This window comes from Arthrobacter sp. 131MFCol6.1 (assembly GCF_000374925.1).
Classification (GTDB): domain Bacteria; phylum Actinomycetota; class Actinomycetes; order Actinomycetales; family Micrococcaceae; genus Arthrobacter.
Genome location: NZ_KB895542.1, coordinates 223,750 through 244,876, shown reverse-complemented (window position 1 = coordinate 244,876; position 21,127 = coordinate 223,750). Strand labels below are relative to the sequence as shown.

General features: G+C 67.9%; 21 protein-coding genes. 5 read left to right on the top strand and 16 right to left on the bottom strand.

Going from position 1 to position 21,127, the window contains the following annotated elements; all coding sequences use genetic code 11:
* Window positions 1–21: 21 nt before the first annotated feature.
* From C566_RS0107870 to C566_RS0107830, 9 genes are all read right to left on the bottom strand, one after another.
* Complete coding sequence (locus C566_RS0107870; protein ID WP_018773783.1) at window positions 22–876, bottom strand: polyphosphate kinase 2 family protein; 855 nt, start codon at window positions 874–876, stop codon at window positions 22–24.
* Window positions 877–946: 70 nt separating this feature from the next.
* Window positions 947–2,167: a pyridoxal phosphate-dependent aminotransferase gene (locus C566_RS0107865; RefSeq protein WP_018773782.1), complete on the bottom strand. Its 1,221-nt coding sequence runs from the start codon at window positions 2,165–2,167 to the stop codon at window positions 947–949.
* 131 nt (window positions 2,168–2,298) lie between these two features.
* Window positions 2,299–3,264, bottom strand: coding sequence for an ABC transporter substrate-binding protein (locus C566_RS0107860; protein ID WP_018773781.1), 966 nt, complete (start codon window positions 3,262–3,264; stop codon window positions 2,299–2,301).
* Window positions 3,261–4,007 carry an ABC transporter permease gene (locus C566_RS0107855; protein WP_018773780.1) on the bottom strand — a complete coding sequence of 249 codons (747 nt, stop codon included), beginning with the start codon at window positions 4,005–4,007 and terminating at the stop codon, window positions 3,261–3,263. Before C566_RS0107855 ends, C566_RS0107860 begins: the two co-directional genes overlap by 4 nt.
* The gene (locus C566_RS0107850; RefSeq protein WP_018773779.1) at window positions 4,004–4,744 is read right to left on the bottom strand and encodes an ABC transporter permease; all 741 of its coding nucleotides are present in this window, start codon (window positions 4,742–4,744) and stop codon (window positions 4,004–4,006) included. Before C566_RS0107850 ends, C566_RS0107855 begins: the two co-directional genes overlap by 4 nt.
* Window positions 4,744–5,847 (bottom strand): ABC transporter ATP-binding protein, encoded by a 1,104-nt coding sequence (locus tag C566_RS0107845; RefSeq protein WP_018773778.1) that lies wholly within the window; start codon window positions 5,845–5,847, stop codon window positions 4,744–4,746. Before C566_RS0107845 ends, C566_RS0107850 begins: the two co-directional genes overlap by 1 nt.
* Before the next feature lie 226 nt (window positions 5,848–6,073).
* On the bottom strand, window positions 6,074–7,249 hold the full coding sequence (gene rsgA / locus C566_RS21045) for a ribosome small subunit-dependent GTPase A (protein WP_018773777.1): 1,176 nt from the start codon (window positions 7,247–7,249) through the stop codon (window positions 6,074–6,076).
* A 381-nt stretch (window positions 7,250–7,630) separates the two neighbouring features.
* Entirely contained in the window at window positions 7,631–8,086 is a 456-nt protein-coding gene (locus tag C566_RS0107835; protein WP_018773776.1) for an NUDIX hydrolase, read from the bottom strand.
* A 34-nt stretch (window positions 8,087–8,120) separates the two neighbouring features.
* The gene (locus C566_RS0107830) at window positions 8,121–9,059 is read right to left on the bottom strand and encodes a BadF/BadG/BcrA/BcrD ATPase family protein (RefSeq protein WP_051082268.1); all 939 of its coding nucleotides are present in this window, start codon (window positions 9,057–9,059) and stop codon (window positions 8,121–8,123) included.
* Window positions 9,060–9,110: 51 nt separating this feature from the next.
* On the opposite strand from C566_RS0107830, the gene C566_RS0107825 reads away from it, so the two are divergent.
* On the top strand, window positions 9,111–10,175 hold the full coding sequence (locus tag C566_RS0107825; protein WP_018773774.1) for a nitronate monooxygenase: 1,065 nt from the start codon (window positions 9,111–9,113) through the stop codon (window positions 10,173–10,175).
* A 109-nt stretch (window positions 10,176–10,284) separates the two neighbouring features.
* Here the strand turns inward: C566_RS0107825 and C566_RS0107820 are convergent, their stop codons facing one another.
* Complete coding sequence (locus C566_RS0107820) at window positions 10,285–11,307, bottom strand: LysR family transcriptional regulator (RefSeq protein WP_018773773.1); 1,023 nt, start codon at window positions 11,305–11,307, stop codon at window positions 10,285–10,287.
* Between the two features lie 92 nt (window positions 11,308–11,399).
* Here C566_RS0107820 and C566_RS0107815 point away from each other — a divergent pair, with 92 nt between their 5' ends.
* Window positions 11,400–12,746 carry an MFS transporter gene (locus tag C566_RS0107815; protein WP_018773772.1) on the top strand — a complete coding sequence of 449 codons (1,347 nt, stop codon included), beginning with the start codon at window positions 11,400–11,402 and terminating at the stop codon, window positions 12,744–12,746.
* Window positions 12,747–12,762: 16 nt separating this feature from the next.
* On the opposite strand, the gene C566_RS0107810 is transcribed toward C566_RS0107815, so the two are convergent.
* Window positions 12,763–13,926 (bottom strand): trans-sulfuration enzyme family protein, encoded by a 1,164-nt coding sequence (locus tag C566_RS0107810; RefSeq protein WP_026266489.1) that lies wholly within the window; start codon window positions 13,924–13,926, stop codon window positions 12,763–12,765.
* A 133-nt stretch (window positions 13,927–14,059) separates the two neighbouring features.
* Between C566_RS0107810 and C566_RS0107805 the strand changes: the two genes are divergently transcribed.
* The gene (locus tag C566_RS0107805) at window positions 14,060–14,557 is read left to right on the top strand and encodes an Lrp/AsnC family transcriptional regulator (protein ID WP_018773770.1); all 498 of its coding nucleotides are present in this window, start codon (window positions 14,060–14,062) and stop codon (window positions 14,555–14,557) included.
* An 82-nt stretch (window positions 14,558–14,639) separates the two neighbouring features.
* Here C566_RS0107805 and C566_RS0107800 read toward each other — a convergent pair whose 3' ends face one another.
* Window positions 14,640–15,878: an MFS transporter gene (locus C566_RS0107800; protein WP_018773769.1), complete on the bottom strand. Its 1,239-nt coding sequence runs from the start codon at window positions 15,876–15,878 to the stop codon at window positions 14,640–14,642.
* A 177-nt stretch (window positions 15,879–16,055) separates the two neighbouring features.
* On the opposite strand from C566_RS0107800, the gene C566_RS0107795 reads away from it, so the two are divergent.
* Window positions 16,056–16,595, top strand: a complete 540-nt coding sequence (locus tag C566_RS0107795; RefSeq protein ID WP_018773768.1) for an Lrp/AsnC family transcriptional regulator — start codon at window positions 16,056–16,058, stop codon at window positions 16,593–16,595.
* A 7-nt stretch (window positions 16,596–16,602) separates the two neighbouring features.
* The gene (gene corA / locus C566_RS0107790) at window positions 16,603–17,598 is read left to right on the top strand and encodes a magnesium/cobalt transporter CorA (protein ID WP_018773767.1); all 996 of its coding nucleotides are present in this window, start codon (window positions 16,603–16,605) and stop codon (window positions 17,596–17,598) included.
* On the opposite strand, the gene C566_RS0107785 is transcribed toward corA, so the two are convergent.
* The 4 genes from C566_RS0107785 to C566_RS0107770 all read right to left on the bottom strand — a co-directional run bounded on the left by C566_RS0107785 (window position 17,595) and on the right by C566_RS0107770 (window position 21,111).
* Entirely contained in the window at window positions 17,595–17,918 is a 324-nt protein-coding gene (locus C566_RS0107785; RefSeq protein WP_018773766.1) for a hypothetical protein, read from the bottom strand. The two genes, corA and C566_RS0107785, sit on opposite strands and share 4 nt — an antisense overlap.
* 155 nt (window positions 17,919–18,073) lie before the next feature.
* Entirely contained in the window at window positions 18,074–18,883 is an 810-nt protein-coding gene (locus C566_RS0107780) for a hypothetical protein (RefSeq protein WP_018773765.1), read from the bottom strand.
* Window positions 18,884–19,051: 168 nt separating this feature from the next.
* Window positions 19,052–20,644: an ABC-F family ATP-binding cassette domain-containing protein gene (locus C566_RS0107775; protein WP_018773764.1), complete on the bottom strand. Its 1,593-nt coding sequence runs from the start codon at window positions 20,642–20,644 to the stop codon at window positions 19,052–19,054.
* A complete protein-coding gene (locus C566_RS0107770) occupies window positions 20,641–21,111 on the bottom strand; it encodes a GatB/YqeY domain-containing protein (RefSeq protein WP_018773763.1) in 471 nt (156 codons plus the stop codon). Before C566_RS0107770 ends, C566_RS0107775 begins: the two co-directional genes overlap by 4 nt.
* Window positions 21,112–21,127: the final 16 nt, after the last annotated feature.

Below are 21,127 nucleotides of genomic sequence, written 5' to 3'. Positions count from 1 at the left end.
CCGCCTTTCCAAGACCGCCGGTCAGGACCGCTGCACCAGCTCGCGTTCCAGGTCCAGGTCCAGGTCCGGAACCGGCCACTGGAGATTCAGGTCGTCGAGGGCCTCCAGGAGGAGCTGCTGCACCGCGATGCGGGCGTACCACTTCTTATTGGCCGGCACGACATGCCACGGCGCCAACTCCGTGTTGGTCTTCTCGAAGGCCTTCTGGTACGCGTCCATGTAGTCGGGCCAGAAAGCCCGTTCCTTCAGGTCTCCACTGCTGTACTTCCACTGTTTCGCGGGGTCATCCAGCCGGGCCAGGAGCCGGTTTTTCTGCTCGTCGCGGCTGATATGCAGCATGACCTTGACGACCTTCGCTCCGGCAGCTGCCTGCCGGGCCTCAAACTCGTTGATGGCCCGGTAGCGGCGCTCCAGTTCCTCGGCGTCCGCCCAGCGGTGGACGCGGTGGATCAGGACGTCCTCATAGTGGGAACGGTCGAAGACCCCCACCATGCCGGCCGCCGGCACTTCCTTTTCGATCCGCCAGAGGAAGTCGTAGGACTGTTCCTCGGGCGTGGGCGCCTTGAACGACTTCAGCTGCACGCCCTGCGGATTCATCTGACCCATCACGTGGTTGACGATGCCGCCCTTGCCCGCGGTGTCCATGGCCTGCAGGACCAGCAGCACGCGTTTCCTGCCGCCGGTCCTGGACTCGGCGAACAGCTGCTCCTGCAGTTGCGTGAGCTTGCCGTCGAGTTCGGCGAGCAACTGCTCGCCGTCGGCCTTGTCGCCGTCGTAGCCCGGCGTCGAGTCCGGGTCCAACGACTCCAGGCTAAAGCCCTTCCCGACCTTCAGGAGTTTCCAGGGGCGGTCATCGAATGTCGCGGAGCCTGCCATCAATGCCTCTTTCCGGTTGGCGCAGCCGCAGTAGGCGGAGCAGGAGCCCCGTTGCGCTGCTGACCGAAGCCTAGTTCCCCTTATACCGGCTCAGGAAGTCCGCCATGCGGTTGATTGCTTCTTCGAGGTCCTTGACGTTGGGCAGCGTCACCATCCGGAAGTGGTCCGGCCGAACCCAGTTGAACGCCCTTCCGTGGGACAGGAGAATCTTCTGCTCGCGCAGCAGGTCCAGGACAAACTTCTCGTCGTCGCGGATGTGATAGACCTCGGGGTCCAGCTTCGGGAACAGATACATGGCCCCGCGGGCTTGTTGCGTGCTGACGCCCGGGATGGCGTTGAGCATGTCGTAGGCCTTGTTCCGCTGCTCCAGGAGGCGTCCTCCGGGCAGGATCAGGTCGTTGATGCTCTGGTAGCCGCCGAGGGCGGTCTGGATGGCATGCTGGGCCGGAACATTGGCGCAGAGGCGCATGTTGGCCAGCAGGTTGATGCCCTCGAGATAGTCCGCGGCATCCTTTTTCGGCCCGGAAATGGCCATCCAGCCGGCCCGGAAGCCGCAGACCCGGTAGGCCTTGGAGAGCCCGCTGAAGGTCAGGCACAGGACATCGTCGCCGGTAAGCGAGGCGAGGTTTACGTGTACCGCGTCTTCGTAGAGGATCTTCTCGTAGATTTCGTCGGCGAAGAGCACCAGTCCGTGCTTCTCCGCGAGTGCGACGATCTTTTTCAGCGTCGCCTTCGGGTACACCGCACCTGTCGGGTTGTTCGGGTTGATGACCACGATGCCCTTGGTGCGCGGCGTGATCTTCGCTTCCATGTCCTCGAGGTCGGGCTGCCAGCCGGTTTCCTCGTCGCAGAGGTAGTGCACGGGCTTCCCGCCGGCCAGGGCAACCGAGGCAGTCCACAGCGGGTAGTCCGGGGTGGGGATGAGGACCTCATCGCCGTCGTCGAGCAGGGCCATGAGCGACATTGTGATCAGTTCGCTGACGCCGTTGCCGAGGTAGATGTCATCCACGTGGATGTTCTGGATCCCGCGGGTCTGGTAGTACTGCGAGACGGCGGTGCGGGCCGAAAAAATGCCGCGCGAGTCGCTGTAGCCCTGGGCATGCGGCAGATGGCGGATCATGTCCACCAGGATCGCGTCCGGTGCTTCAAACCCAAACGGGGCCGGGTTTCCGATGTTCAGTTTGAGGATGCGATGACCCTCCGCCTCCATCTGCTGGGCGGCCTGAAGGATCGGTCCACGGATGTCGTAAAGGACATTATGAAGCTTGGTGGACTGCTTGAATTCTGCCATTCATCAAATATGCCATATGGAGGATGTACTTCTGCTGAGACATGACTCACACGCGGACGCCGCGGTAACAACAACGATGCCGGCGCCCAGGCTGTGAGCCCGGGCACCGGCGTCGCAGGGTCGCCAGTGGTCTACTGCTGGGCGAGGCCCTTTTCCTTCAGCCACGCCTCGGCGGCATCTTTCGGGTTCTGTTTCTGGCTGCCGCTCACGGCACGGTTGAGGTTGATGAGGTCTTCCGTGGTGAGGACCTTGGACACGGCGTTGAGCGTTTCCTTTGCCTTGTCCGTCATCTTGGCCGAGTTGTACAGCGGCAACACCTGCTGGGCGATGAAGTTGTTCTTCGGATCCTCCAGCACCACGAGGTCGTTGTCCGGGATGGACGGGGTGGTGGTGTAGATGTCCGCGACCTGGACCTGATCCGAGAGCAGCGCCTTGAGCGTGACGGCGCCGCCGCCGTCGCTGAACGGCTCGAGTTTCTTGGGCACGCAGTTGTAGTTCTTCGCCAGGCCCGGCAGGCCGTATGCGCGCTCGGCGAAGGTCGCCGGGGCGCCGATGACGAGATCGCTGCAGACCTTCGCCATGTCTTCGATGGACTTCAGCTGGTACTTCTCTGCCGTGGCCTTGGTGACCACCATGGCGTCCTTGTCCTCGGCCTTGGAGGCCTCGAGCACGGCCAGGCCCTGTGGGAGCTTGGTCGGGAGTGCCTTCGCGATGTCCTCGGCGGAGACCTCGGTGGCGTCCTTGTTTACATACAGCAGCAGGTTGCCGCTGTAGTCGGGAACGACGTCCACCGAGCCGTCCTGGACTGCCTTGATGTAGACCTCGCGCGAGCCGATGTTCGGCTTGGTGCTAGCGGTGACGCCGGCGGCGTTCAGGGCGCCGGCGTAGACCTCGGCCAGGATCTGGCTCTCGGGGAAATCAGCCGAGCCGATCACCAGGGCACTGCCGGAACCGGAGGCGGCACCGCTGCTGGCCGGGGCCGAGCTCAGCGGGTTTGATGAGCCTCCGCAGGCGGACAGGGCCATGGCCAGGCCGACGCCGACGGCCAGGCCGCCGAATGCGCGCCGGCCAAGGCCTCGTTGGCGGGATTCCTTCATGACGTACCTCCTTGAACAACAGTCTCCGCGATTACGGGGTCTGTGAGATCAACCGCAGCCTGCTGGCTGCGGTTCGGCTTGGACGAGGCGCCCCGTGACAGGAACAGCCTCTGGATGAGGGCAAGGACGAGGTCGACGCTGATGGCAAGGGCAGCGATCAGCAGCGAGCCACCCAGCATTTGCGGGAAGTCGGAGAGCACGAGCCCGTCGAACAGGTAACGGCCCAGGCCGCCCAGGTTGATGTAGGCGACCACGGAAACGGTGGCGATCACCTGGAGTACCCCGGTCCGGAACCCGCCGTACATCACCGGCAGCGCGTTCGGGAATTCCGCCCGGAACAGGACCTGCCATTCGGTCATGCCCATGGCGCGGGCGGCATCCACCACGTTGCGGTCGACGCTGGAGATTCCGGCGTAGGTGCCGGCGAGAAGCGGCGGCACGGTCAGGATCACGAGCGCCCAGATCGGCGGCATCAGCCCGATGCCGGCGAGCAGGACGAACAAGGTGAGCAAGCCGAGGGTGGGCAGGGCGCGCAGCGCGCCCGCGACGGACACGATCGCAACCCGCCCGCGGCCCGTGTGCCCGACGAACAGGCCGATGGGGACGGCGATGGCGATGGCGATCACCATCACCAGGCCCGTGTAGAACAGGTGTTCGGCCAGCCGCACCGGGATTCCGGCACTGCCGGACCAGTTCTCCGGATCGCTGAGCCAGGCGAAGGTGTCCGTGACGACGTTATTCACGCGTTTCCCCCTCCGGTCTTGGGACGCGAAAACCGCAGCGCCGCGGCGGCACGGCCAGTCTTGTCCGGTCCCGCATCTGAACCGGCGCCGGCACCCGTGGCCGCCGCGGCCCGGGTCCAGGGCGTCAGCAGGCGTTCAAGCAGCACCAGGACGGCGTCCATCAGCAGCGCCAGGATAAGGATGGCGATGATGCCCACCACCACTTCGGTGACGAAGTCACGCTGGAGGCCGGAGGTGAAGAGCATTCCGAGGTTGCCGATGCCGAGCAGTGCCGCGACGCTGACCAGCGAGATATTGCTGACCGAGACCACGCGCAGCCCGGCGAACAGCACCGGCAAGGACAGCGGCAGGTCGATCTGCATGAAGCGGGCGAAGGGTTTGAACCCCATGGCGACGGCGGCCTGCCGGAGGTCTTCATCCACCGAGTCAAAGGCATCCAGCGTGGCGCGCACCAGCAGGGCGACGGCGTAGATGGTCAGGGCCACCACCACGTTGACCGGATCCAGGATCCGGGTTCCGAGGATGGTCGGCAGGATGATGAAAAGCGCCAGCGAGGGGATCGTGTACAGCAGCGAGGACCCGGTGAGCACCACGGACCGGAGCCCGCGGCTCTGCCGGGCGAGCTGGGCCAGCGGAACGGCGATGAGGACCCCGAACACCATCGGCAGGATGGCCAGGATGAGGTGCTGGCCGGCGAGGTTGAAGACTTCCGCCCTGTTGGCCAGGAACCATTCCATCAGAGCCCTCCGTGCCGGACGCTGCGGTCTGACTCGATGACGGCGAGGACTTCGGCGGCTGCGATGACGCCGGCCACCCGGCCGTCGTCGTCCACGGCGACGCCGAGGCCCGAGGGTGAGGACAGGGCTGCGTCCAGGGCCCGACGGAGCGTGTCCCCCTTGCGGAACAGGGAGCCTCCGGGAACCATCGCCGGACCGGCTCCGGTGCCGGTGCGGGGCCCTGCCCAGCCCAGAGGGCGGAGCGCGTCGTCGACCACCAGCTGCCATTCATCGGAGCTGCCCTCTGCCCGGAGCTGATCGGGTGTGAGGGTGGGGACGGGGTGGATGGTGACACCGTCCGAGGGGCTGAACGCAAGGTGCCGGAACCCGCGGTCGCGGCCCACGAAGGAGGCCACGAACTCGTTCGCCGGGGCCCGCAGGATCTCCGCCGGGGCGGCGTACTGCGCCAGCTTGCCGCCGACGGCGAACACGGCCACTTTGTCCCCCAGGACGGTGGCCTCGTCGATGTCGTGGGTGACGAAGACGATCGTCTTGGCCAGGTCATGCTGGAGCCGGAGCAGCTCCTTCTGGAGTTCATCGCGGACCACCGGGTCCACGGCGCTGAAGGGCTCGTCCATGAGCAGCACCGGAGGATCGGCCGCGAGCGCCCGGGCCACGCCGACGCGCTGCTGCTGTCCGCCCGAGAGCTGGGACGGGTACCGCTTGCCGAGGGAGGAGGCCAGCCCGACGACGTCGAGCAGTTCCTGGGCGCGCTTGCGGGCCTCGGCTTTGGACACCCCGTTGAGCCGGGGAACGGTGGCAATGTTGTCCAGCACGGAGCGGTGCGGCATCAACCCCGAGGACTGCATGACGTAGCCCATGGACCGCCGCAGCTGCGCGGCAGGGATTGAAGTGACATCGGCCCCGTCGACGGTGATGACACCGGACGTGGGCTCCACCATGCGGTTGATCATCCGCAGGGACGTGGTCTTACCGCAGCCGGAGGGTCCGACGAAGACAGTGATGGCGCCCTTATCGATGGACATGGTCAGCCCGTCAACGGCGGCCTGACCGCCTTGGTACTGCTTAGTGACGTTCTGGAACTCGATCATGGCTTCGGCCATTTCCGGGCTTACCTAACTGTTGGCGGCAACATTGGTCGGGGCAGCGCACTGTTAGTCAGCGTGCTGGCCATAAAGCAGTTAGCTCATAGACTAACCAGCACCCCAGACTATGTCAGCGGCGCGAGGCTCCCGTAAGGCTTCGGAAGCACAACGATTTTGGATGGGTGGCGCGCCGGAACTCCTTCCGCCGCGCCACCGGGGCCAATGTGTCACCGGGCGGTGTGCTTCAGCGGGGCCGCCGCCCACCCTTCGCGCCACTGCTATTTCCGCCGTGGCCGCGCTTCCCGTTGTTCTTGCCACTGCCGTGGCCCTGCGCGTTCTCGTGGTTCTCCCGTTCGGCCGACCGCTGGCTCTTGCCCGCCACGGCGATCTTCTGGTGCCATTCGCGCTGGTAGGCGCGCCGCGCGGCCGCGTCGTGGCGGCGGGCCAGGGCGGCGAGTTCGCGCTGCAGCTTCAGGTAGCTGGCCCACCGACGGTCCTCCAGGGTGCCGTCGGCGAGCGCGGCCTGCACGGCACAGCCGGGCTCCCGGCCGTGCGCGCAGTCCGAGAAGCGGCAGTGCTCGAAGAGCTCTTCCAGGTCGCCGAACATCTCCTCCATTCCTCCCTCGGCGTCGAAAACCCCGAAGCCGCGCACCCCCGGCGTGTCCATCAGGACGGCGCCGCCGGGCAGGGGAACGAGCTCGCGGGACGTGGTGGTGTGCCTGCCTTTGCCGTCGCCCGCGCGCACTGCCCCCGTCTCCTGGGCCGGGACGCCGGCGAGGGCATTGATGAGCGTGGATTTTCCGGCGCCCGAGGGCCCCAGCAGCACCAGCGTGCCGCCGGGCGGCAGATGGCCCAGCACTTCGTCGAGGCCATCGCCGTTCTCGGCAGAGGTGGAGACGACGTCCACGCCGGCTGCTTGGCGCACGACAGTCCCGACGACGTCGTCAGCGAGGTCCGCGATGTCCGCCTTCGTGATGATCACGAGCGGTGTGGCACCGGAGTCCCACGCCGCGACCAGGGTCCGTTCGAGCCGGTTGTGCGTGAGCGGACGATCCACCGGAACGACGATCCCGACGACGTCCATGTTGGCGCCAAGGACCTGTGCCTCGGACGAGGCCTCGAAGGCACGCTTGCGGCTCAGCTCCGAGTGGCGGGGCAGAATGCCCACGATCGCGGGCTCCCCCGCCGCGTTCTGACCCAGCCAGACCCAGTCCCCGGTGGCGGGAAGCTCCCCGCCGCGCGGGTAGGGCAGGTGGGCTGTTCCGCCGCCGCCGGCCACCAGGACGAGGTTGCGGTCCACCCGGATGACGCGGCCCGGGCGGTCGCCTCCCGGTACCGGCTGGGCCGCGAACCGCTTGGCGACGCCGGCTGTGTAGCCGTAGTGGACAGGACCCTCCGGGAACGCCTCATCGGAGGGCACCGGTGAATTGAATACCGGTGAATTGAATGCCGGTGAAGTGACTACGGATGAATTAATTGCGGATGAATGAGGTACGGATGTATTGGTGAAGGTGGCGCTGCCGGCGCCCGGGGATGCAGGATGAATGGTCAACGAAAACCCTTTGGTGGGGCCCCGTGGTGCGGCGCGTGCGCGCTGGGCGGCTTGGATGCCGCGCAGCGACCAGCGTTTGATGGCTAGGCTGCGGCGTGGGACGGGGCAGGAGTAATGACATGGCTTGTATCGGTGCGCTGCGCGCTCAGAAATATCGCATTCATTGCTTCCACCTCCCCGTCGATTGCCGGCCTGCTCCGGCCGGCGGTTTCTACAGAATAGCCATGGTGCCGGTGCCTGGCTAGCGATTCAGCCGGAAAGTTTTCCGTTCAGCGGCCTCTCGCGGTACAGGCGCAGCCCGGCATCCACGAGCGAGACCCGGTTCAGTTCCGCCACCTCATCCAGCGGAATCCAGGCCGCGTGGGTGGTGCTGCCGTTCACCTCGTGGCGCAGTTCCCCGCCCGTGATCGTTGCCTCGTAGACCAGCCGGAGCGACTGGAAGTCCCGCTCGCCGCCGTCGAGCCGGACTTCGGATGGCCAGTGCCCGACGTCGATCCCCAGCATGGCGCCGACCTCGGCGTCGTAGCCGGTTTCCTCGTGGATCTCGCGGCGGCACCCGTCCACCGGGTGTTCGGCCAGGTCCAGGCCGCCGCCGGGCAGCGTCCAGCCCTCGCGTCCGTCCTGCTTCCAGTACGCCAGGAGGATCCCGGCGTCGCGGATGATGACGGCGTAGGCGGCGGGCCGGGTATCGAATTGCATGCTCATCCCTCCAGCGTAGTGGCCGGCGGAATGCCGCCGGCTAGTCCTGTTCCGCCACCAGCTGCAGCACCCCGAAGACCGGCTCCTGCGCCAGGACCCGGACATCGGTGATCCCCGCGGCGGCCAGGGCCCCGCGGAACGAGTCCTGCAGCCGCGGCACGTTCATGCCGAGTCCGCCGCCCAGGATGACGGGGCCCTCGATGCCGAGCTGCCGGACGGTCTGCGCGGCGAGGTCGGCGAGGTCGCGCCCGGCCTGGTCCATGAGGGCGAGGCTCGGCGCATGGCCGGCGTCTGCGGCCTCCACCACGAGCCGGGCCTGCTGGGCCCAGAACCGGCGCCCGGTCTCGGGCGAGTGGAACATGGCGATCAGCTTGTTCGGGTCATCCACCCCGCAGGATGCCAGCAGGGCCGTGGAGAGCTCGTCCGGTTCCAGCCCCTGGTTCATCCGGCGCAGGCTGTGGCGGACGGCCTCCCTGCCCAGCCAGTAGCCGCTGCCCTCGTCGCCGAGCAGGTAGCCCCAGCCCCCGGCCCGGGCTTCCTCGCCGCGGCCGTTCTTGCCCCACGCGGCCGAGCCGGTGCCGGCGATGACGGCGACGCCGGTGCTGGCACCTCCGGCGGCGAGCAGCAGACGGGAGTCGTGGACCACCGTGATCCGGGCGCCGGGCACGTGCGGGGCAATCAGTGCCGCGAGCGCCGCGGCGTCGTCGTCGGTGTCGATGCCGCCGGCTCCTGCGTAGACCTGGGCGACGTCTCCCCCGCCGATCCTGGCGAAGAGTTCCGCCAGGTTGACCGCGGCTTCCTCGGGGCTGACGTTCTGGACATTGGAGCTGCCTACCGATTCATCGGCCACGGGCGCGCCGTCCTCGAACCGGACGCCCCGGGTTTTGGTACCGCCAATGTCCAGGCCGATCACGGCACCCGTCCCCGCCGTGGCAGATGGCGTGGTGGAAGATGGAACGGAGCCCGCCGCCGGCGGCATGTCAGTGTTAGTCACTGGAACAGGTTACTGAATCGCTGCAAGGAGCCCGCAATGCCCCACGATCTTTTCGGCACACCCGTCATCGCGGCGCCCATGGCCGGAGGCACGTCCACACCGGCCTTTGTCGAGGCCGTGCACCGCGCCGGCGGTCTGGGCTTCCTGGCGGCCGGTTACAAGACCGTGGCGGCCATGCAGGCGGATATCCGCACCGTCCGGGAGTCCGGCGCCCGGTTCGGCATGAATGTGTTCGTCCCGGATCCGGCCCAGCTGCCGCCGTCCGCGGCGGTGCTGGCCGAGCTCGAGGACTACCGGCTGCAGCTGCGCACCGATGCCCGGCGCTACGGCGCGGAGCTCCCGCAGTTGCGGCTCGCTGACGACGACGAATGGCAGGGAAAGATCGATGCCCTGCTGTCCGACCCCGTGGAGCTGGTCAGTTTCGCCTTCGGGCTGCCCGGCCCCGACGTCGTCCGGGCGCTGCAGCGGGCGGGGTCGGCGGTGCTTGCCACTGTCACCACCGCGGCCGAGGCCGTGCAGGCAGCCGGGCAGGGCGTGGACGCCCTGGTGGTGCAGCACACGAGCGCCGGCGGACACAGCGCGGCGTTCCTTCCGGCCCCGGAGGCGCATGTTGCGGAGCCGGGCGGGTCACAGCTGGCACTGCCGGGCGGCACGACGGCGGAGCTGCTCGCCGAGGTGCGGTCCGCCGTCGGCCTCCCGCTGGTGGCTGCGGGCGGCATCATGGATGCGGCCGGGCTGGACGCCGTGCTGCGCGCCGGGGCCGTTGCAGCCCAGCTCGGCACCGCGTTCCTCCGCACGGACCAAAGCGGCGCGAAGCAGCTGCACAAGGATGCCCTGGCGGATCCGCATTTCACCCGGACCCGGCTGACACGCGCCTTCACCGGCCGGCAGGCGCGGGCCTTGGAGAACGAGTTCGTCCGCGACCACCCCGGGGCGCCGGAGGCCTACCCTGCCGTCCACCACCTCACGGCACCCCTCCGGGCCGCGGCCGCCGCAGCCGGCGACGCGGAACGCCTGAACCTGTGGGCGGGCACGGGCTGGCAGAAGGCACAAGCCGGACCCGTGGCCGGCGTCGTGCACGGGCTGCTCGCCGGCCGCTGACCCCGCCAGTACCCCGAAGTCGCCGGAAACGTGCCAGACCGCCGTCACCTTACGGCGACCTCGGGGCCAACCGGCGACCTGAGCGCACCGGTGCACCCGCCGGCCCGGCTCAGCCTGCCGAGCGTTCGCGCACGAAGCCTGCCAGGAGCGCCGGACCGTCGCGGAGCACGAGTTCGCGGAACAACCGCACGGGATCGGGCTCGGCATCGGCCTTGGCATTCCGCGAAACCGGCTCCCGCCAGGCGAGGCCGATCTCGCGGAACGCCAGGTCCGATTCCAGGGGAATCTCCACCCAGCCGGGACCGCCGTCGTTGGCTTCCATGCCGAGCGACGGGTGGTGGCTGTCCTGTGCGGCCCTGCCGGGTGCGGAGCCGCCGGGCGGCAGGATGCTGACCCCGAGGCCGGCCGAGACGAGTCCGCGGACCGTGTGCGAGTCCTGGCTCTCGAAGGCGATGCGCGGGCGGAACCCCGCCTCCCGGAACAACGCGTCGGTCAGCGAGCGCATGCCGTAGCCGGGCCCCATCGCCACGAACGGTTCCTGCCGGATCTCGGCGACCCGGGCACGACGGCGGCCGGCCAGGGCATGCCGGTGGTGGACCACCAGGCGCAACGGTTCCCGGTACAGCGCGGCCGAACCGATCCTCTTGCTGGGTGTGGCAACGGGGGCCGTGAGCGCCACGTCGGCGGAGCCCGCGGCCAGTTCCGCGAGGCAGCCGTCCCGTGCGCCCTGGCTGAGGTCAAAGGCAGTTTGCGGGTGCCGGCTCCGGAACGCACTGATGAGCAGCGGCAGCATTGCCTCGCCGAAGGTGTGCTGGAACGACACGGCGATCCGGCCGCGGACCACTTCCGATTCGTGCCTGACACTGTCCAGCCCCGTCTGGAATTCGGCCAGGGCGGCCTCGATGTGGGGCATGAGCGCCCTCGCCGCGGGCGTCAACCGCACACCCCGGCCGTCCCGGATCAGCAGCTCCGTCCCCACAATGGCGCTGGCACGGGCGATGGAACGGCTCACGGTCGACTGCGGCAGGCCCAGGAGCTCGGCCGTCTCGGTAATGTGCTCCGTCCGCCCCAGTTCCGCCAGCAGCGGCAGCAGGGGCAGCAGCTGGACGAGCTGCCTGTGTTCGACGTCCATGTTCCGCTCCCGTGCACTGATCCATATTTGCTATCTATTCTATGGAAATCATGCATTGGAAGCATCCCTCGTGCAGGCTTTAGCCTGAAAGCATGCCACGCTTTTCCGCACCCTCCGGCACCGGCCCACGCCCCGCAACCCAGCCCGCAGCCCGGCCCGCAGCCCGGCCCGCAGCTGCTCCTGCAGCTAACGCTGCCGCGTGGGCGGGCCATCCGAAGGGCTCCACGGCTTACCGCCGGATCCTCGCCGGGCTTGCCTTTGCCGGCGTCGCAACCTTCGCCCAGCTCTACTCCACCCAGGCGGTGCTCCCGCTCCTGGCGGCGGATCTTCGCGTCTCGGCCGCCGAGGCCGCGCTGACGATTTCCCTGGCGACGGTGGGGCTGGCCCTGACGGTGCTCCCGTGGTCCTTCCTGGCCGACCGGATCGGCCGGGTCCGGGCGATGATGTGGGGCATCTCCGCGGCCACCGTCCTGGGCCTGCTGGTCCCTCTGGCCCCCAGCTTCCCCGTACTGCTGTGCCTGCGGATGCTGGAGGGAATGGCCCTCGGCGGCATCCCGGCGATCGCGATCGCGTACCTCAACGAGGAAGTCAACAAGGCCCATGCCGCCCTTGCCGCCGGGAGTTATGTCGCCGGGACCACCCTGGGCGGCCTGGCCGGGCGGCTGGTGGCCGGGCCTGCGGGCGAACTGTGGGGCTGGCGGGCCGCGGCCCTGGCCGTCTCCGTTCTGGCCACCGGAGCGGCAGTCCTGTTCCTCGTGCTCGTGCCGCGGGCCCAGGGCTTCAGCGCCGCGGCCGCGGGCGGCTTCCGCGGGGCCCTGCGCACGCTGGCCGGACATGGCCGCAATCCCCGGCTGCTGGCCCTGTACGTCCAGGCGTTCCTGCTCATGGGCGGTTTCGTGGCCGTCTACAACTACCTCGGATTCCGGCTCTCGGGGGCACCGTTCAGCCTGCCCGCCACCGCGATCAGCCTGATCTTCCTGGCCTACCTCTCCGGAACCGTCTCGGCGCGCTGGGCAGCGGGGCTGACGTCGCGGTTCGGCCGGCGCACCGTCCTGGTCGCCGGCACCGCACTGATGGCAGGCGGCCTGGCCCTGACGCTCACGGAACAGCTGGCCGCGATCCTGGTGGGATTGCTGCTGTTCACCGGCGGATTCTTCGCGGCACACAGCATCGGATCCGGCTGGACCGGGCTGATCGCCACGACGGGCCGGGCTCAGGCCGCCTCGCTGTACAACCTTGCCTACTACCTCGGCTCCAGCGTGCTTGGCTGGGCCGGCGGCCTGGTCTTCCAGCGGCTCGGCTGGACGGCCCTTGCCCTGACGGTCATCGGACTGGCCGGCGCGACGGCGGCAATCACCGCCGTCGCGCATCCCGGCCCAGCGCCCGCGCCCGCGCCGGCAACAACAGCCGCCGGCGGCCGGGTCACAGCAGCGGGCTAGGCATCGGGCCCGCGGGCTACCGCGTTGCCTCGATCGCCTGAACGAGGTCGGCGACGATATCGGCCGGGTCCTCCAACCCCACCGAGATCCGCAGCAGGTTTGCGTGCGGCTTGGCCGTGGCTTCGACCGGCCGGTGGGTCAGGCCGGCCGGGTGCTGGATGAGCGTGTCGATGCCGCCGAGGGAGACGGCGTGGGTGATCATGCCGACGGCGGCCGGGATCCGCTCGGCGTGCTCGGCGCTGGCGAGCTCGAAGGCCATGAGCGATCCCGGCCCGGACATCTGCGTGCCCACGAGGCCCTGCGGGTCGCATTCGGCCAGTCCCGGATAGTAGACCCGCCTCACGAGCCCGTGCCCTGCCAGGGCCACCGCGACTTTTTCGGCGCTGGCCTGCTGGGCGCGAACCCGGACCGGGAGCGTTGCCAGGCCGCGGTGCAGCAGGTAGGCCGGCCAGGGGGTCAGGATGCCGCCGGTCACGGCCCGGATCTGGCGCAGGCGCACCGCCCATTCAGGGCCGGCGGCCACCACGCCGCCCATGGCGTCCCCGTGGCCGCCGAGGAACTTCGTGGCACTGTGCAGCACCATGGCCGCGCCGTGCTTGAAGGGTTGCTGCAGTACCGGGCTGGCGAAGGTGTTGTCCACCAGGAGCGGCACGCCGTCGGCGGCGGCGGCCACGCGGGTGATGTCCACCAGTTCGAGGGTCGGGTTGGCCGGCGTCTCCAGGATCACCAGGCCGGTGTCCGGGCGCAGTGCGGCGCCGACGCCCTCCGGCGTCGTGAAGGTGACCGCGTTGCCCAGGACGCCGGAGGCCAAAAGGTAGTCGCTGCCTCCGTAGAGCGGTCGGACGGCGACGACGTGCTTCTTGCCCGCGGCCACAACCGCCAGGAGCACGGCGCTCAGCGCCGCCATGCCGGTGGCGAAGGCGACAGACTCGGGCGTGCCTTCCAGGACGGCGACGCCCTCTTCGAAGCGTGCCACCGTGGGGTTCCACAGCCGCTGATAGACCGTGCTTTGCCCCTCCACATGTGAGCCTCCAGTGGCCATGTGCTCGTAGGCAAGGCCTCCGTCGTGCACGGACGGCAGGGGCGCCGTCGTGGACAGATCGATAGGCACCGCGTGGACGCCCAGTTCCGTGAGCCCGCTCCGGCCTGCGTGGACCGCCAATGAATCTTGAGAAAGCACCCTAGCTCCTTACGAATATTCACCATTGAATTCCGCAAGTATCTGGCAATAATTCGCGCTTTTGTAGGGGTTCTGAATGGAACTGTCGGATAACGCCGTTTATGATGAACGGAGAACACTACTAGGAGGATCCGTGAGCAGCACTGCGAAGAATGTTCGGCCGGGAGCCAGCGAGCCGCTGGACGCGATCGACGAGCGCCTGCTCGCTGCCCTCGTCGCGGACGCCCGCATCTCGAACAAACAGCTGGCAGAGCTCGTGGGGATCGCGCCGTCAACCGCGCTGATGCGCACCCGCGCCCTGTCCGAGCGCGGCATCATCGAAGGCTTCGAGGCCAACCTGAGCCTGTCCGCGATCGGGCGTTCGGTCCAGGCCCTCATTGCGGTCCGGCTCCGCGCCCATGACCGCGAGCAGATCGACCGCTTCACTGCCCGGGTGCCCAAACTGCCGGCAGTGCTCTCGACCTTCCACACATCCGGGTCGGTGGACTATCTGCTGCACATCGCCGTCGCCACCACTGAGGACCTCCGGGACTGGGTTCTGGACAACCTGGCCACCGACCCCGTGGTGGGCCACACCGAAACCACGCTGGTCTTCGACCACATCCAAGGCAACCACGGCCCGCTGCCCTAGCGGGCCCGGCCGGTGTAGTTGGACCCGGTGCAGTTAGACCCGGCGCCCTTAGACCGGTGCCGCACCAGACCCGCCGGCGCCCTTAGGCCCCGCGCAGGGCACTCCGCAGCGTAACGGCCGCCAGCGTCAGCGCGGCGGCGGCGCACACCGTGACGAAGCCGGCGACGGCGCTCTGCAGCCCGACGATCCCCGCCGCGAGCCCCAACCCGATCACCGGGAAGGCGCTGCCAAGGTACGTGATGACATAGACGGTGCTGATGATCTGGGCGTGCCGGGCGGCCTCGACCCTGCCGGCAACGTCGTTGAACACGGTCCGGAAGGCCACGCCCTGCCCCACGCCGGCTGTGATGCTGGCCATAATCAGCAGCCACGGGCTGCTCCAGGCGGCGGCCGCGGCGATCAGCAGGACGGAGACGCCCAGGACGGCCAGTCCGGCGGACACGGCAAACCGTCCCCGGATGGCCAGCAGCTGGCTCAGGGCTGAGGAGCCCAGCGTCAGGCCCGCCAGCAGGCCGATCAGCGGCCGCGAATCGGCGTGGACAATCTGGGCGAAATAGCCGGGGGCGAGCGAGAGGCAGAAGCCAAAGACGGTGAAGCTCAGGAAGCCCACGGAGGAGGCCAGCCAGAAGGCGCCGCGCGCGTCGCTGGAGACCGAGGGCCGCCGCGGCGCCAGGACCCGCAGGGTCTGGGGACCGGCGTGCAGGCTGATGGCGGGCCGCGCCTTGAGCAGGTAGAGGGGCACCAGCACCGCGGCGAGGACGATGGAGTGCAGGTAATACGGCGTCGACGTCGGGCCCGGCAGGAGGGAAAGCATTCCGCCGATTGCGGGGCCGGCCGCCACGCCGCCGGCCGAGGCCAGGAGCGTGAACCGCGAGGCCCACTCCGGCCGGCTCGGCAGCAGCTCGCGGAGGGCAGCCGAGCTGGCCCCGGTGGCGAGCGCCACGGCGACGCCCTGCAGGGCGCGGCCGGCGGTGAGCGCCGCGAGGCTGCCCGCGGTGGCGAAGACAAAGCCGCCGGCCAGGCCCACCAGGACTGCCAGCACGAGGGCGGCGCGGCGGCCGATGTGGTCGGACCAGTGGCCGGCCAGGACGAGGGTGGCCACCAGCGCCAGGACGTAGGCCGAGAACGCTACCGTGACATCGAGCGCCGTAATTCCGAGTTTTGCCTGCAGCAGCGGGTACAGCGGCGTCGCTAGATTGGCGCCGACGAGCAGCGTGAAGATCACGACCCCGGCCATCACGAGCCGTGCGGTGGTGGAGGCGTCCCAGCCCCAGCGGTCAGCTGTGGCCGGGCGCATGCGGAGTTCGCTGAAGACAGTCATGGCCGTGCCCTTGCAAAGTGCAGGGCCGGGCTTTCCCTGTTGTGGGGGAACCGCCCGGCCCGGTTGAAAGATTGGTATGTACAGAATGCAATACCAGTGATCTGCATGGCCAAAATCTGTGTCAAAATTGAGCAAAACAGTCATTCTCGGGCTGTTGAAGTGAACCGGAGTGATGATTTGAACAGTCTGGACCCCACCGACCTGAAGATCCTGCTGGAGTTGATCCGGGATCCGCGGATCCAGATCGGTGAGCTCAGTGACGCCTTGGGCATCGCCCGGAACACCGCCCAGTCGCGCGTGCGGCGCATGCTGCGCTCGGGCGTCCTGCACGACGGCGGCCGTGAAATCGATCTGGAGGCGGTAGGGTACGACGTCGTCGCGTTCGTGACGATCGAGGTCAACCACCGGGAGCTCGACGGCGTCGTAGGGGCCCTGCGGCTAATCGCCCAGGTCCTGGAAGTCCATGAGATCTCGGGGCGGGGCGACGTCTGGTGCCGGGTGGTGGCGACGGATACGCACAATCTCCAGGCGGCCCTCCGGTCGATCCTTCGGGTCAAGGGAGTCATCCGCACCGAGACCGTCCTGGCGCTGCACACCCATATCCCCTACCGAACGGAGCCGCTGATCAGCCGGCTCGCACAAGGCAGCGCGCTGACGCCCGGCCGGTCCGCGTCGCGGCGGCCCGGCTCCGCCGAATTCCAGGTGAACAAAGGATAATGTCCCGGTGACTATCATCGACAACGCCGTCTACGTTGACGGCATCCGCAGCGCCGAGCCGCGGAACCTCGAGCAGACTTTCGAGACCCTGACCGAGCACGGGGGTATGGCCTGGATCGGCCTGTACCGGCCGACTTCTGAGGAAATGGCGGCCGTGGCGGCCGAATTCAACCTGCACGGACTGGCGGTGGAGGACGCGATCTCTGCCCATCAGCGCCCCAAACTCGAACGCTACGACGACAACCTGTTCACTGTGCTCCGGCCCGCCCGGTACCTGGACGAGACCGAGACCGTGGAATTCGGCGAACTCCACGTCTTCACCGGGCGCAACTTCGTGGTCACCGTCAGGCACGCCGAGACGAAAGTCGTGGGCAAGGTCCGGCGCCGGATGGAGGGCCGGCCCGATCTGCTGCGCCACGGGCCCGAGGCCGTCCTGTACGCACTCATGGACCAGGTGGTGGATGACTACGGTCCCGTGGTGGCCGGGCTGGAAAACGACATCGACGAGATCGAGGACCAACTCTTCAGCGGCGACCCCCTGGTGTCCCGGCGAATCTACGAACTCGCCCGGGAAGTCATCCATTTCCAGCGCGCCATCCACCCGCTCCCGGCCATGATGCAACAGCTCCGGCGGGGCTTCGAGAAGTACCGGGTGGACACGGAACTGCAGCACAGCCTGCGCGACGTCGAGGACCACGTGGAGCGGCTGATTTCCCGCGCCGATTCGTTCCGTGACCTGTTGCAGAATGCGCTCACCCTGGACGGAACCCTGACCGCCAACCGCCAGAACGAGGCCAGCGCGGAACAAAACGAGCAGGTCAAGAAGATCTCGTCGTGGGCCGCGATCTTCTTCGCGCCGACATTTGTGGCCGGACTGTATGGCATGAACTTCGACCATATGCCGGAGCTGCACTGGACCCTTGGCTACCCGATGGCAATCGCGCTCATGGCCGGCACGGCGGCGCTGATGTACGCCATCTTCAAGAAGAAGGGCTGGCTCTAGCCAGCGGCGCGGCGGTTCCGGACCTGGACCATGAGCCGTCGGAACGCCAGGACGAAGACGACCTCGATCAGCACCATCAGCCCCAGCAGCAGCCACTTCCCGCTGCTGATGAAAACGATGGCCCCCGTGAGGACCAGAATGCTCCCCAGCGCCAGGGAGTAGACGGCAAATCCGAGGGCTACCCGGGCACTGCGGACGCCCGTGCGGAAGCCGAAGCCCTGCGGTTCCCCACCGGGGTACCCGGCAACCCGGTCCGGACCGGCGGGCTGGAGTTTATCGAACTCCTCCCACGGGTCGCGGTCCTGCTGCTGATTGGTCATGTTCTTATTATCCCGCGGACCGGATCATCGCGCCGCTGAGACCGATCCGATGTGAGTCTTTCGCGGTGGAAGATTTTCGTGCCGTCACATTTCGTGCGGTTACGACGACGGGGCCCGGACCAGTGGTCCGGGCCCCGTCATTGCAGACCTGTTGGCTACTTGTCGTGGCCATGCCCGCGAGAGCCGCCGTGCTCGCGCGAGTCGCCGTGCTCGTTGGACTTGCCGTGCTTGTCGGACTCGCCGGTGTGTTCGCTTCCGCGCCCGGCCGGCGCGGCACGGTGTTCAGCGGCATTGGCCTGGCCGGCGGCGCGGTGTTCAGCGGCGTTCTGGTGTGCCCAAACGCTATTGCCGTTCGATACGTGGGACCCGTCGGCTTCCGGCGCGTCGGCAGAGTCCTGCGAATCATCTTCTGCAGGTGCCGGGGACTCCGGAACAACGGGTGCCGGTGCTGCGGGGGCTTCCGGGGCCGGAGCGGGGGCAGCAGGCTCCTGCGCGTCCGTGCCCTCTTCGGCGCCCTGATCGTCCGCGTCCTGATCATCGGTGCCCGGGGCTGTGCCCTGATCATCGGTGCCCGCGGTTGTGCCCTGATCATCCGCACCTTGATCATCCGCACCCTGATCGTCCGACTCCTGGTCATCCGACTCAACCGGTTCGCCGGGTTCAGACGATTCGCCAGATTCAGACGATTCGCCGGGTTCGGACGATTCGTGATCAGCGGCTTCCTGGTCGTCCACTCCCGGCGTCTCCGACTCGGCCGGATCGGCCGAGTCAGCCGGATCGGCCGAGTCGGCCGGTTCAGAGGTTGCTGTGTCCGTCGCCGTCGTGGTCGACGTCGGGTCAGCCGGGAGATTGGCGGTCGCGGTGGCGGCCGCCGCGCCGGCGCCGCCAGTGATGACGACGGAGGCGACTACTACTGCCTTGCCGGTAGTGCCCAGCGCACTGAGCCAGCCGATGATTCCTGCCACGGGAGATTCCTTTCAAAGCGGTTAAGAGACCGCTGCCGTCCCCCCGGTCGGCAGCCAGCGCCACATTACCGCCCGCAACCGAACAATGGTTGGCCCTTCAGCCGTTTAGGCCACATCCTGAGCCAATGCTGATCAAACCCTGAGCCTCGGGGCGATCGTCACGCGGCTCTAGGCGGCGCGCACGTCGACCTCGCCGGGTTCCGCTCCGTCGCTGCCGAAGACCAGGTGCCGGTTGGCGACTTTCTCGCTGAAGAAGCGGTCGTGGCTGACCACGACGACGGCCCCGGGGAAGTGGAGCAGTGCCCGCTCCATGACCTGGGTGCTGGACATGTCCAGGTGGTTGGTGGGCTCATCAAGCAGCAGCACCGAGGCCCCGGACAGCAGACACTGGGCCATGGCGACGCGGGCTTTCTGTCCGCCGGAAAGGTTCCCGATCTTCTGTTTGAGGTCGGCCTCGGAGAACTGGAACATGGCGAGAAACCTGTTGACGGACTTCTTCGTGGCGCTGAAGGCCAGGCTGTCCGGCAGCGCGTTGACCGCGTGCGAGACGGTGTCGGCGTCGTCGAGCTCTTCCAGCATTTTGTTGTAGGAAACAAAACCCGGCCCCTTCGCCCAGACCACTTCACCGGAATCCGTCGGTTCCTCCCCGGTCAGCACTTTCAGCAGCGTGGACTTGCCGCTGCCGTTGGAGCCCAGGACCACAATCCTGTTACCGCGGCGGATCTCGAAGCTCAGGTCCTCGAACAAGACCTTGTCGCCGTAGGACTTGCCCAGCCCTTCGACCCGGCAGAGGACATCCTTCACGTGCAGCCCGCCGTAGATCTCGGTGACGATCTGGTCCACCGGACGGGGTGTCCGCGCTTTCTTGATCTTGGCCAGCTGGTTCCCCAACCCGCGGCTGGCGGCTTTGGCGGCCTCGCGACGGTCGGCGATGCCCTCCGCTTCAAAGGCCAGGAGCTCGGACTCATGGACGAACTGCGCCTCGAGCGTTTTGAGCCGGAACTGCTTCTGGACCACGTACTCGGCGAAGTTTCCCGGGTATTCGTGCAGATGGAAGTTTTCCACTTCGATGATCCGGGTGACCACCGCATCGAGGAACTTCCTGTCGTGCGAGACGATGATCGCGGCGCCGCGGTAGTCGCGGAACCAGTTTTCGAGCCATTCGACGCCGGCCACGTCGAGGTAGTTGGTGGGTTCATCGAGCAGCAGGACGTCCGGACCCTCCAGCAGGATCTTGGCCAGGGCGGCGCGGTTGCGCCACCCGCCCGAGAGTTCGTCAATCGCGCACGTGCGGTGGGCGTCGCTGAACCCCAGCGTGGTCAGGACTGTGTCGATGCGCCGCTTGTAATCCCACCCGTCGAGGCGGTCCATGTCCTCGAAGAGCTCGGCCTGGCGCCGGATCAGCCGGTCCAGCTCGGCGCCGGCGGGGTCCGCCGCAATAGCGGTGTCGATGGCCGCCAGCTCTGCCTCGGCAGCTTTGATCTCGACGAACAGTCCGTCAAGGACCTCAAGGATGGTTGCCTCGCCATCGAGCTCGGAAAACTGGGAGAAGTACCCCACCCGGATGCCCTGCTCCACAGTGACCGTTCCCGCGTCCGGGGAGACCTGGTCCAGGATGAGCTTGAGGATGGACGTCTTGCCGGAGCCGTTTTTGCCGATCAGGCCCACCCGGTCCCCGGGCTCCAGACGGAAGAACGCCTCGCGGAGGATCTGTGTGTTGTCGAAGCGGACGCTGACGTCGTGCAGCCGGATCAGGCTCACTGCTGCGCGAGACGGTTGCGGACGATTTCGCTGACGGCCTTGCCGTCAAAACGTCCGGCCACCGTGGCGGTGACGGGCTTCATCACTGCCCCCAGCTGACGCATGGACAGCTCGACGCCGTCGGCCTTGAGCGCCGCGATGGCCTCGTCCACGATCGTCTCGACTTCCGCCGCGGTCAGAGGCTTGGGCAGGTAGGCCTCGATCACCTCGGCCTCGGCGATCTCGGCGGCGGCACGCTCGGCTTCGCCGGCCTCGGTGTAGATGCGGGCCGTGTCACGGCGCTTGGCGGCTTCCTTTTGCAGGAGTGCGGTCACCTGTGCGTCGTCCAGCACGATCGGCGTCTTACCCGACTTCTCCCGGGTTTCGATCTCGCCCAGGACGTTGCGCACGGTGGTCAGGGCAACCTTGTTGCGGTCCTTCATGTGGCTCACGACGTCGGCGTGCAGGCGTTCTTTCAGGGTGGTCATAGTTCTCCTCGTGTTG

Coding starts and splice junctions, on each gene's coding strand:
- C566_RS0107870 (WP_018773783.1), bottom strand. CDS start 876: ATGGCAGGCTCCGCGACATTCGATGACCGCCCCTGGAAACTCCTGAAG.
- C566_RS0107865 (WP_018773782.1), bottom strand. CDS start 2,167: ATGGCAGAATTCAAGCAGTCCACCAAGCTTCATAATGTCCTTTACGAC.
- C566_RS0107860 (WP_018773781.1), bottom strand. CDS start 3,264: ATGAAGGAATCCCGCCAACGAGGCCTTGGCCGGCGCGCATTCGGCGGC.
- C566_RS0107850 (WP_018773779.1), bottom strand. CDS start 4,744: ATGGAATGGTTCCTGGCCAACAGGGCGGAAGTCTTCAACCTCGCCGGC.
- C566_RS0107845 (WP_018773778.1), bottom strand. CDS start 5,847: ATGGCCGAAGCCATGATCGAGTTCCAGAACGTCACTAAGCAGTACCAA.
- C566_RS0107835 (WP_018773776.1), bottom strand. CDS start 8,086: ATGAGCATGCAATTCGATACCCGGCCCGCCGCCTACGCCGTCATCATC.
- C566_RS0107830 (WP_051082268.1), bottom strand. CDS start 9,059: ATGCCGCCGGCGGCGGGCTCCGTTCCATCTTCCACCACGCCATCTGCC.
- C566_RS0107825 (WP_018773774.1), top strand. CDS start 9,111: ATGCCCCACGATCTTTTCGGCACACCCGTCATCGCGGCGCCCATGGCC.
- C566_RS0107820 (WP_018773773.1), bottom strand. CDS start 11,307: ATGGACGTCGAACACAGGCAGCTCGTCCAGCTGCTGCCCCTGCTGCCG.
- C566_RS0107815 (WP_018773772.1), top strand. CDS start 11,400: ATGCCACGCTTTTCCGCACCCTCCGGCACCGGCCCACGCCCCGCAACC.
- C566_RS0107800 (WP_018773769.1), bottom strand. CDS start 15,878: ATGACTGTCTTCAGCGAACTCCGCATGCGCCCGGCCACAGCTGACCGC.
- C566_RS0107785 (WP_018773766.1), bottom strand. CDS start 17,918: ATGACCAATCAGCAGCAGGACCGCGACCCGTGGGAGGAGTTCGATAAA.
- C566_RS0107770 (WP_018773763.1), bottom strand. CDS start 21,111: ATGACCACCCTGAAAGAACGCCTGCACGCCGACGTCGTGAGCCACATG.